The organism is Maribacter sedimenticola, from assembly GCF_900188415.1.
GTDB lineage: Bacteria > Bacteroidota > Bacteroidia > Flavobacteriales > Flavobacteriaceae > Maribacter > Maribacter sedimenticola.
Genome location: NZ_FZNV01000007.1, coordinates 126,306 through 138,478, shown reverse-complemented (window position 1 = coordinate 138,478; position 12,173 = coordinate 126,306). Strand labels below are relative to the sequence as shown.

Genomic DNA, 12,173 nt, shown 5'->3' with positions numbered 1-12,173 from the left:
TAACGTTTTAAAAAAGACCGTTGATTTCCGCGTCTATTTTATTTAAAATGGTACCAAGGTCCTCTGGGTTGTCCACAAAGTCCAAATCGTCAACATCAATGATCAATAATTTTCCTTTTTGATAGCCATGTATCCAAGCTTCATAGCGTTCGTTCAAACGGCTTAAATAGTCAATGGATATGGTATTCTCGTATTCACGCCCCCTTTTGTGAATCTGTTTTACCAAATTGGGTATGGAACTACGTAGGTAAATCAATAAATCTGGCGGGTCTACCAAGCTTTCCATAAGCTCGAACAGGCTAGAGTAGTTTTGGAAATCCCTATTGGTCATTAAACCCATAGCGTGCAAGTTAGGCGCAAAGATGTGGGCATCCTCATAGATGGTGCGGTCTTGGATAACCTCTTTGCCACTTTCCTTTATCTGCAAAATTTGGCGGTATCTACTGTTTAAAAAGTAAATCTGTAGATTAAAGCTCCAGCGTTCCATCTGATTGTAAAAATCATCTAAATATGGATTTTCCACTACGTCTTCAAAATGGGCTTCCCACTTATAATGTTTTGCTAGTAATCTTGTTAAGGTCGTTTTTCCTGCACCGATATTTCCGGCAACTGCTATGTGCATAGAATAAAATGATTAATGGTTGTGTTGTTTTTTAAGCAATTCTTAGATGGTACAAGATACAAGATAACTACAGGATGTAAAAACATATTTGCCGTATGGCTTAAAAAAAATTGGGTTTTGTAATTATTAACATAGATACGTTAAACCAAAACCTAATTAAACAGTCCTATTGGCATTCAAATTATATAGATGATGAAATATACGTGGTTCATAGTAGTGTTCGTTACTTGCATGATTGTAGAGGTGCAGGCCCAGGATTTTCAAGGGAAAGCCGTTTACCAAAGTAAAACCCAGGTAAATTTTGATTTTGGAAATAGGAATATACCAGAAGATAGAAAGAAGGAAATGATGGAGCGTATGAAAAGGGCCAATGAAAAAACCTTTGTGCTCAATTTTAATAAAACAGCCTCTATCTACGAGGAAGAAGAAAAGTTGGAACAGCCAGGGGAACGAGGTGGCGGCCGTGGTCCACGTTTTGGGGCAATGACCGGTACAGATGGGGATCTTTATAAAAATATAAAGGATCAACGGTATCTGGTCAAGAATGAATTGTTGGGTAAAATTTTCCTGATCGATGATGAATTGCAAGCGTTGGACTGGAAGATGGAAAGTGAATCAAAAAAAATTGGTAATTATATGGCCTTTAAAGCAACAGCAGTAAAAATGGTTAAACGTCCCAATATGTGGGCAGTATTTAGAAGACCGGGTAGAGGTGATGAAGAAAAAAGTGAGGCGGAAAAGGAAGATGAATTTATAGTAAAGGAGGTGGAAATTGTTGCATGGTATACCCCAGAAATCCCAATAAATCAAGGTCCTGGGCTATATTGGGGGCTTCCGGGACTAATACTTGCCGTAAACGATGATGTTACTACAATTATATGTTCCGAGATTACTATGAATCCATCAGACAAGATTGAAATTAAAGCACCTAATAAAGGCAAAAAGGTGACGCAAGAGGAATATGATACCATTGCTCAGGAGAAAATGAAGGAAATGCGCGAAAATTTTAGAAATCGCGGTGGTCGCGGTGGTGGTAGGCCAAACTAACTGTATCCTCGAAAATCACTTTTATACATCCGATTATATGAGAAATTCCTTCTTGCTTGTCCTTATGTTTTTGTGTACAATCTTTGGTAATGCACAGGAAATATCCTTGTCCGGCATAGTAAAGGATAGTCTGGGTGCCGGTGTGGATATGGCCAATGTCATAGCCATTAATACGGCCACCCAAGGTTTGGAATCCTACGGGATAACAAATCATGCCGGGCAGTTTAAATTAAAGTTGAAAACAGGACAGCAATATACAGTCAAGGTGAGTTATCTAGGGTTTAGACCAGAATCTTTTACGTTTACCGCAGCTGAGGATGATGCAGTTAAAGATATTGTTTTGTACGAGCAGGCCGCACAGTTAGATGAGGTGGATGTTACTTATGAAATGCCTGTTTCCGTTAAGGGCGATACCATTGTGTACGATACGGATTCCTTCGTTTCCGGGACAGAAAAAAAGTTGAAGGATGTACTGGAAAACCTTCCGGGTATTGAAATAAATGACGATGGCCAAATAGAAGTGGAAGGTAAGACGGTGAGCAAGGTCATGGTAGAAGGAAAGGATTTTTTTGACGGAGATAGCAAATTGGCTGTTGAGAATATCCCTGCCAATGCCTTGAGCAAAGTAGAGGTGTTGAGAAATTTCAATGAGGTCTCACAAATGAAAGGGCTTACCAATGATGATGATAATGTTGCATTGAACATTAAATTAAAAGAAGGAAAAAAGAATTTTTGGTTTGGTGAGATTACGGCAGGGTATGGCCCGGATGATAGGTATTTGGCCCATCCCAAATTGTTTTACTACAGTCCTAAGTACAGCGTAAATATAATTACGGATTTAAATAATATTGGTGAAGTACCTTTTACCCGAAGCGACTACAGAAACTTTACGGGCGGATTTAGAAATTTAAATTCAAGAGTTGGAAGTACTATAGCTACGGGAGTAGACGCATTGGGCCTTTCCTCTGCGCAAAATAATAGGGCCAATGATATCGATACCAAGTTTGCGGCGGCAAATTTTAGCTATGCACCAACGGAAAGTCTTGATCTAAGTGGTTTTGGTATATATTCCTATACTGGCACACTTATGAAGTCCGAAGGTAGTACCTCTTATATTGCCAGCAATGATGTGGAGCGTACAACTAGTAATACCGATCAGACCATTCAATTAGGATTGGCAAAGTTAAGTGCCAGGTATAAGCCAAATGAAGATTTTCAATTGGACTATGATGCCCTCCTAAAACAATCAGATGATACCGAGGAGGTCAACATACTTTCCGTTTCTTCCATTACAGATGAAATAATGGAAGTAAAAGAACAAAAACCTTTGGCACTGAACCAAAACCTGAATTTGTATCATACACTTGATGAGAAAAATATTTTTGCGGTAGAGGCCCAGCATTTATACCAGGACGAAGATCCATTTTATGAGGCCATACGAAATGAGTTTGCATTTGTAGATATATTTCCTGTTGATGAAAACCAGGAGATGTATAATATAAACCAGGCTAAAACCGTAGTAACGAACAAGGTAGATGCCAAAGTAGATTATTACAGGGTTCTTGGAAGCAAGAGTAACATCAATTTAACCTTGGGCACTACACAGAGCAATCAGAATTTTAATTCTGGCATTTTTCAAATTTTTGATAATGGGGAGATATTGAACATGAACGGTGAAGAATTTGGCAATGATGTTAATTTTCATGTGTCTGATGTATACGCAGGGTTACATTATAAGGTGATTTCAGGCATATTTACTTTTAACCCAGGGTTAACCTTGCATAGGTTTAATGTACGCAATGAACAATTGGGTACTGTGGTCAATGACGATCTAACATCGTTGTTACCAGATGTGTATATCAATGCACAATTAAAAAAATCCGAAAATATTCGTTTCAATTATCAGGTTACTCGTTCGTTTACGGATGTAAGTAATTTTGCGCAAGGATATGTGCTGAACAACTACAATTCCCTGTATAGTGGAAATAGGGATTTGGAAAGTGCGTTAAACCATAATGTTTCCCTTAATTTTTTCAGTTTCAATATGTTTAATTTCACTAACATATTTGCAAATTTGGCATATACCAAAAGAATTGATGCTCTCAAGAACGGTGTAAATATTGTGGGTATCAATAGGGTGGGCAGTACGATAAATTCCAATTTTGCTGATGAATCGTTTAGCGCAAACGGCAAATACGAGCGCACATTTGGCAAGATCAAAGCTTCGGTTCAAGGAAATTTGGGTTGGTCCACGACCAATAACTTGGTAGATAATGTACAGCGTACCTCAAATTCCTTGACACAGAATTATTCCACTGCCTTGTCTACCAATTTCAAAAATGCACCCAATTTGGAAGTAGGTTACCGCTATGCCATAAATAATTATGATAACGGAGGTCTGGAGACCACATTTTATACCAAAAGACCCTATGCACGTTTTGATGCCAGCTTTTTAAAGAACTTTATTTTTAATCTAGATTATGATTATTATAAATATAATGATAAGGAAGATACCATAACCAATACCTATAGTTTTATGGGGGCAGACCTTACCTACCAAAAAAAGAACAGCCATTGGGAGTATGGTATACAGGGAACAAACCTCTTAAATACGACCACGTTAAATAGGGACAGTACCAACGAACTTTATTTCAGTACACAGGCATATTTTGTACAGCCCCGTTATGTAATGTTATCTGTCAAATATAATTTGTAATGGACATTTTATTGAATAGAGTCAATAAATAACATGGTATTAAGATAGGGAACAGAACATTTTTTCTATTTTTGCATCTCATTAAAATAAAGAGGAGGGATTTGACTGATTGCAACCTCTGTTTTTGCCTGCGGGTCTAGACAAAAAAATGCTAAAGCAGTTGATGCTGATACCATATCACATCATACTTCTTTTTCGGCATAAGTTCAAATCCTTTATTAAGAATAAAAAAGTTTGTTATGCCATATTTATTTACATCAGAATCTGTTAGTGAAGGACACCCGGATAAAGTTGCGGATCAAATCAGTGATGCCTTGTTGGATCATTTTTTGGCCTTTGACCCAGAAAGTAAGGTTGCTTGTGAGACCTTGGTAACTACTGGCCAAGTGGTTTTGGCAGGAGAAGTACGCAGCAATACCTATTTAGATGTACAGAACATTGCGCGTGAAGTAATCAATAAAATAGGATATACCAAAGGAGAATACCAATTTAGTGGTGATTCTTGTGGCGTAATATCGTTGATACACGAACAAAGTCAGGATATTAACCAAGGTGTGGATCGCGGTGCCAAAGAAGAGCAAGGTGCCGGTGATCAAGGAATGATGTTCGGTTATGCTACCAGTGAGACTGAAAATTATATGCCTTTGGCCTTGGATATATCACACAAGATTTTACATACTTTGGCAGAACTGCGTAGAGAGGGTAAAGAGATTTCATATTTAAGGCCAGATGCCAAAGCACAGGTTACGTTAGAGTATTCAGATACCAATGAGCCTCAACGTATAGATACTATTGTGGTATCCACACAACATGATGCCTTTGATGCCAACGATGAAAAAATGTTGGAAAAAATTAAATCTGATATCATTTCTATTTTAATTCCCAGGGTTAAGGCGCAATTGCCAAGTGAGACTCAAAAATTGTTTGACGATAAGATAAAATATCACATTAATCCTACAGGAAAATTTGTCATTGGTGGACCTCACGGAGATACCGGATTAACCGGAAGAAAGATAATTGTAGATACCTACGGCGGTAAAGGCGCCCATGGTGGCGGTGCTTTTAGTGGTAAGGATCCTAGTAAGGTAGACCGTAGTGCGGCATATGCTGCTCGTCATATTGCCAAAAATTTGGTGGCCGCTGGGGTTGCGGAAGAAATTTTGGTACAGGTAAGCTATGCTATTGGGGTAGTGGAACCAACCTCTATTTATGTAGATACTTACGGTACTTCCAAGGTAGGGCTAAGTGATGGTGATATTGCCAAAAAAGTAGCCCAGTTGTTTGATATGAGGCCTTTTGCAATTGAGGAACGATTAAAGTTGAGAAACCCTATTTATCTGGAAACAGCTGCTTATGGTCATATGGGTAAAGAACCGGTAACTATCACTAAAGTTTTTGAATCACCTTATAACGGCCGTATTGAAAAAGAAGTGGAATTATTTACTTGGGAAAAACTGGATATGGTTTCAGAAATTAAAGCTGCTTTTAGTATGTAAGATTTATAGGATACTATGTTAAAAAAAAGAGCGACCATTTGGTCGCTCTTTTTTTGTGTATTCAAAGAATAGAAGGTGGTAAAATAATGGTCAATAAGCGTTCACAACAAATTAACGGACTTTCACCACAAAAATTAACATGTAAGAAAAATACTACATATATTTGATAAAGAATTTAACGAATCCCAAATCGTTATCCATAAACTTAACCTTTTTGACTATGACCACTTTAGTGAAATATTTTCAGATGTCCTTGCTTTTTTTGATGTGTTTATGTGCCGGTTCTTGCGCAAAGGATACGGACTTAGTTTCTGGGTATATCATAAATACCCCAACACATAAAAAAGATGTCTCAATGGTGTTTGACCAAAAAGTATCTGTACAAGTTCCTGATGTTGATATAAAAATTCATGTTTTCAGTACTGATGATTATCCAAAATGGGATAAGGTCGGTATAAGTGAAAATTCCCATCAAAATGATAAAATAGCAATTCTCAAATTTGAATAAGAATGCCCGTTAAATAAGTTTCCCCAAATAAATCTTAACCTAAAACAGTCCCAAATGAAAACCACAATTAACCAAAATCAGGACATTAAGGTTTTTCGGAATGAATTTTTTTCCGGAATGCTTCTCTTGGCAAAGAAGATATTAATGTTTTGAAGAATTTTTACCTAAAAAAAAGCGACTTACCTACAGTCGCTTTTTTTATGCCTGAACCTTAGCGGATTTAGCATGCAATGCTATAATTTGTGAGGAGCATTTGCCTATACATGAGGTTGCTTTATACTATAAATGACATTTAGAAAGGCTAATGGGTAGGTTGAACTAAGTATAAATTCATTTTTTTTTGTTCCGTACAGCAGTAAACTTTCTTAGCTTTAAGACTTTAAATTTTTAAGACATGCCAAAGTTTACAATCAAAAAAATTTTTACCCTTTTAGTACTGGCCTCAATTATCATTTCCTGCAGAAAGACACCCAAAGTTGCAGATGCAGAAATCTCCGATACCTACGTGGCAGAAAATTACACCAAGCAAGAAGTGGATATTGCCATGCGAGACGGTGTTACGTTACATACCACTATTTATTCGCCAAAGGACACTTCAAAAGAGTACCCAATTATAATGCAAAGAACCCCGTATAGTTCTCAGCCTTACGGAGCGGGTAATTATAAAACAAAGATCGCGCCCAACATTCATATGATGCAAGACGGCTATATAGTGGTCTATCAAGATGTGCGCGGCCGTTGGTTAAGTGAAGGGCATTATGAAAATATGCGCGCCTATAATCCTAACAAAAAAACGGAGCAGGATATCGATGAAAGTTCAGATACTTATGATACTATTGAGTGGTTGGTCAATAATGTAGAAAACAATAACGGTAATGTAGGTATATGGGGAATTTCGTATCCTGGCTTTTATTCTACCTATGCCGTGGTAGATGCGCATCCGGCTTTAAAGGCAGCATCTCCACAGGCAAGTATTGCCGATTTCTTTTTTGATGATTTTCATCATAATGGAGCATATCTATTAAGTTACTTTAGGGCTACTTCATTGTTTGGTACACCAAGACCAGATGGTGATAAGCCTATAGATACGGCATGGTATACATTGCCGGATTTGCCTACCGAAGATCAGTATCAATTCTTTTTAGATGAAGGACCGCTAAAGAATTTAGATCGATTTTTTGAATATGAAACAGCCGATACCCCACGTATGGCAAAAGAGGGCGTAACCGATGATTATTTCTGGAACGAACTTAAAGAGCATCCAAATTATGATGAAATGTGGCAGAGCAAGGGCTTGATCCAGCATTTAAAAGATGTAAAGCCAACAGTGGCCACCATGGTAGTTGCGGGCGAGTTTGATGCGGAAGATTTATACGGACCGTTAGAAACCTATAAGAATATAGAAAAGTATAATGCCGATAATTACAATACCTTGGTTTTTGGACCATGGGATCACGGCGGATGGGCACGTAGAAAAGGTCAGAATACCGTGGGCAACTATTATTTTGGCGATGGAATTTCAGAATTTTTCCAAGAACATATAGAAACCAAATTCTTTGATCATTTCTTAAAAGGTGATGGCGATAAGAATAGCGGTTTGCCGGAAGCCTACGTTTTTGATACCGGTAGAAAAGATTGGAAAACCTATGATACCTGGCCACCGGCAGGTGTCGTGAAAAAGGATATGTATTTATCTCCGGATCAAGAACTGACTTTTGAGCCAAAAGAAGTGGAAGAAGTAAAGTTTATCAGTGATATTAAAAAGCCGGTACCGTATTCAGAAGATATTAAAACAGTATTTACACCAAGAAAATATATGACCGATGATCAGCGTTTTGCAGCTCGCCGTGGTGATGTCTTGGTGTTTGAAACTGACGTTATGCAAGAAGATTTGACCTTGGCAGGTGATATTTTGGCAAAGCTAAAAGTTGCTACTACGGGTACAGCTGCAGATTGGATCGTAAAAATCATTGACGTACACCCAGCGGATGAACCTGCTTATGAAGGTATGCAAGACCATTTGAAAATGAGCAACTATCATTTAATGGTACGTAGCGAAGTATTGCGCGGGCGTTTTAGAAATAGTTTTGCCAACCCAGAACCGTTTGTGCCAAATGAAAAAACAGATGTAACCATTAAGTTGCAAGATGTATTCCATACTATTAAAAAAAGTCACAAATTACAGGTGCAAGTACAGAGTACTTGGTTTCCGCTAATAGATTTAAATCCGCAGACCTATGTAGATAATATTTTTGAAGCTGAGGAGTCGGATTTTAAAACCCAAACACATACAGTATTTACGGATTCAAGTATAGAGTTTTCTGTGTTGGAGTAAGTTAGGATATATTAAAAATGACTAATAAACTCTTTTACTAGTTTCTATATGCTTAGATATTGAATTCTTCAAAAATAAAACTACGAGAAATATATATTCCGTTTCTAATGGTATCATTAGGTACGGTTATTTCGTATTGTTTTTTTCGGTGGGTTTTTGATATTAAATTAGGTCTATTACCCTTAAAAAAAGATATTCTTGATTTGTGGATGCCTATTATTTTGCCATGGATATCCGTTTTAATATGGTTAAGAAAAAGGATTAGATTATTACGAATTAGAGGAAAAGGCGGAGATGGTTATTTTGGTTATCAGTTTGCCATGGTTGCTGCAATAGCTGCACCTTTGGTAGTTAGTCAGGAATATGTTGATAAAATATCTTATGATTTAATTGAAGTAAATTCTGTTTCTGATATATCTAAAATTAAAGGAGGAAAGTATTTTAAAGTAAATTCATTTGATGTTGAGGATAATGCAAGCCTTTTCCATGTAACTGTTAGGACCACTGGGAAGTATAATGGAACTTTAAATTTTAATCTGTTTTATGCTACACCTTTAAGAGGTTCTACTTCAGTTTGGCATTGTGTTGAATACAAAAGGACTATTAATAATAATTTAAGCAAGCAGAGAAAGAATTTAGAGTATTCAAATTTTTTGGATAGGTCTAGTAAGGAATTTAATACCTACAATTTCTATGCGGTTACTTATTTTGAAAAATTAGCTATTTCCAAAGAAAGAGATGGTTTTGTAAATGCTGTCGAAAAAGAATATCCTGGAGTTAATGCGAATAATCAAATATTCTTAGCTCCTAAGATTGTTGCGTTTAAAAATAAAAATTACAATTCACTTAGGAACACGGTAGTTACTTTTCTAATAGGAGCGTTAATTATTTTGATTATGATTATTTTACCGAAAATAGACAAGAATGAGTTAAATAGATTTAAGCGAAATAAACCATTAAAGGATGATGATTTCAAAGATTTTCTTGAATTTTTGAATCCGATAGGAGCGTACAAAGGTGGTGCTGTCCTTATATTTTTAAATATTATTGTATTCTTAGTTATGATATTTATAGGTCTTGATTTTGTTTCTCCAACTACTAAAGAGTTACTTGATATTGGTGGAAATCGAAGACAAGAAATTTTAAATGGTGAATATTGGCGTTTATTATCATCAAATTTTATTCATATTGGTGTTTTTCATTTATTCCAAAATTTACTCGGTTTAGTCTTTAGTATAGTTTTTTTAGAAAATTTAATTGGCTACATGAAGTTTATTTTGGTTTATATTGTTTGTGGAATTTTTGCCAGTTTAGCAAGTATATATTGGCACGAGGATGTTGTAAGTGTTGGTGCTTCGGGTGCTATATTTGGTTTGTTCGGTGTAATGCTTGCTTTCGCTGTATTTAAAATTTTCTCAGATTATATGAGAAAATTTGTAGGGATATTTTTAGGTTTAGTTATTGGATTAAGCTTGTTGTTTGGTATGGTTAAATCGGTGGATAATGCAGCGCATATTGGTGGATTGATAAGTGGTTTTGTGATAGGGGCTATTTTTGTTTTTGCAAATAAGGAGCAGTTGAGAATAAAGGAGAAGAAAGAATTTTAATCTATATGATAATTCGGTTTATAGTTTTCCCTCTTTAAATTATCCTTACTTTTATTAACAGTCAAAACCAACAACCAACAACCAACAACAACATCAACAACCAACCAAAATGAAAAAACTAATTCTAACCGTTGCAGTCCTACTTTTCTTGCTGCCATTTAAAACAAAGGCACAAAAAAACAATGCTAAAAAGCCCAATATCATTTTCATCATGTCAGATGATCATGCGTATCAGGCCATAAGCGCATATGATGATAAATTGCTGCAAACACCCAATATTGATCGTTTGGCAAAAGAGGGCATGCTTTTTACCAATGCCAGCGTTACCAACTCTATTTGTGCACCTTCGCGGGCAACAATATTAACAGGCAAGCACACACATATCAATGGGAAAGTGGATAATTATTTTCCGTTTGATACCACACAGGTGACCTTTCCACAAATCTTTCAAAAGAATGGGTATAAAACGGCTATGTTCGGCAAGCTTCACTTTGGCAATAATCCAAAAGGGGTAGATGAGTTTATGATCTTGCCGGGTCAAGGGCACTATATTAATCCAGATTTTATAGTCACCAATGGTGATACCATAACCAAGCAAGGCTATGTTACCGATATCATAACAGATGTATCATTAGATTGGTTGAAAGAAGAAGCGTCCAATGACGAACCTTTTATGATGATGTACTTGCACAAGGCACCGCACAGACCGTGGTGGCCAAGACCGGATAAGTTTAAGGAGTTCACGAAAAAGACCTTCCCGGAGCCTGAAACGTTATTTGATGATTACAGCAATAGAGGATCGGCGGCAAAGACGGCAGAAATGAATTTGTTGACACACATGATGTATAGTCATGATAGTAAGATCAGACCGGAAACCTTAGCTAAAATGGAGGGTAAGGTTTTACCGGTAGTGGAGGAATTTCCCAATAGTTTTTACGGTCCGTATAACCGTGCAACGGCAGAACAAAAAGCATTGTATGATCCGGTGTTAGATTCCATCAACGATTTTTTCTATAACAATTGGCCAAAAATGAACGATACCGAAAAAATGAAATGGAAGTACCAGCGCTATATGCAAGATTATTTGGGTAGTATTTCTTCGGTAGATGATAATGTAGGTCGCTTGTTAGATTATTTGGACGAAAGCGGATTGGCGGAAAACACCATAGTGATCTATACCTCTGATCAAGGATTTTATTTAGGGGAGCACGGTTGGTTTGATAAGCGATTTATTTATGACGAATCGTTCAAAACTCCGTTATTAGTGCGTTGGCCCAATGTGGTTGAACCGGGAGCTGTAGAAAATGAAATGGTACAGAATTTAGACTTTGCACAGACCATGTTAGAAGCTGTAGGCATCACGCCGCCAAGTGATATGCAAGGCGAAAGTTTAATGCCCTTGTTGAAAGGCGAAAAAGAAAAATGGACTAGAGATGCCGTGTATTATCAATACTATGAATATCCATCTGTTCATATGGTAAAGCGTCACTATGGTATTGTGAATAAGGAATTTAAATTGGTGCATTTCTACTATGATGTTGATGAGTGGGAGTTGTATGATAGATTGAAGGACCCAAAGGAAATGAATAACGTCTACAACGACCCTGCCTACGCAGATACCGTTAAAAAATTAAAGAAAGATTTAATTGCGCTTCGTAAAAAATATAAAGACTCCCCGGAGCAAGATCAGATGTATATAGATAAATATAAGAGCGCAGGGATGATTGAGTAGTTGATCGTTTCTCGTTGTTCGTTTATAGTAAAATGTCAGTACGAGTGCTCTTAAACTAATTTTTCTTTAGGTTAAGAGTGTATCGAGAATATTGTAATTGAACAGGTGTT

Annotated in this window: 8 protein-coding genes; 7 read left to right on the top strand and 1 reads right to left on the bottom strand. The window is 36.8% G+C overall.

What is annotated here, in order from left to right; genetic code table 11:
- Positions 1-7: 7 nt before the first annotated feature.
- Positions 8-622, bottom strand: a complete 615-nt coding sequence (locus CHB68_RS15935) for a deoxynucleoside kinase (RefSeq protein ID WP_089262448.1) — start codon at positions 620-622, stop codon at positions 8-10.
- Positions 623-811: 189 nt separating this feature from the next.
- On the opposite strand from CHB68_RS15935, the gene CHB68_RS15930 reads away from it, so the two are divergent.
- From CHB68_RS15930 to CHB68_RS15900, 7 genes are all read left to right on the top strand, one after another.
- Complete coding sequence (locus CHB68_RS15930) at positions 812-1,669, top strand: GLPGLI family protein (protein WP_089262446.1); 858 nt, start codon at positions 812-814, stop codon at positions 1,667-1,669.
- 37 nt (positions 1,670-1,706) lie between these two features.
- Complete coding sequence (locus tag CHB68_RS15925) at positions 1,707-4,385, top strand: TonB-dependent receptor (RefSeq protein WP_089262444.1); 2,679 nt, start codon at positions 1,707-1,709, stop codon at positions 4,383-4,385.
- 239 nt (positions 4,386-4,624) lie between these two features.
- Entirely contained in the window at positions 4,625-5,881 is a 1,257-nt protein-coding gene (gene metK, locus CHB68_RS15920) for a methionine adenosyltransferase (protein WP_089262442.1), read from the top strand.
- Between the two features lie 220 nt (positions 5,882-6,101).
- Positions 6,102-6,389, top strand: coding sequence for a hypothetical protein (locus CHB68_RS15915; protein WP_143815222.1), 288 nt, complete (start codon positions 6,102-6,104; stop codon positions 6,387-6,389).
- 394 nt (positions 6,390-6,783) lie between these two features.
- Entirely contained in the window at positions 6,784-8,724 is a 1,941-nt protein-coding gene (locus CHB68_RS15910) for a CocE/NonD family hydrolase (protein WP_179213217.1), read from the top strand.
- 107 nt (positions 8,725-8,831) lie between these two features.
- The gene (locus CHB68_RS15905; RefSeq protein ID WP_143815221.1) at positions 8,832-10,331 is read left to right on the top strand and encodes a rhomboid family intramembrane serine protease; all 1,500 of its coding nucleotides are present in this window, start codon (positions 8,832-8,834) and stop codon (positions 10,329-10,331) included.
- Between the two features lie 109 nt (positions 10,332-10,440).
- Complete coding sequence (locus CHB68_RS15900) at positions 10,441-12,063, top strand: sulfatase family protein (RefSeq protein ID WP_089262436.1); 1,623 nt, start codon at positions 10,441-10,443, stop codon at positions 12,061-12,063.
- Positions 12,064-12,173: the final 110 nt, after the last annotated feature.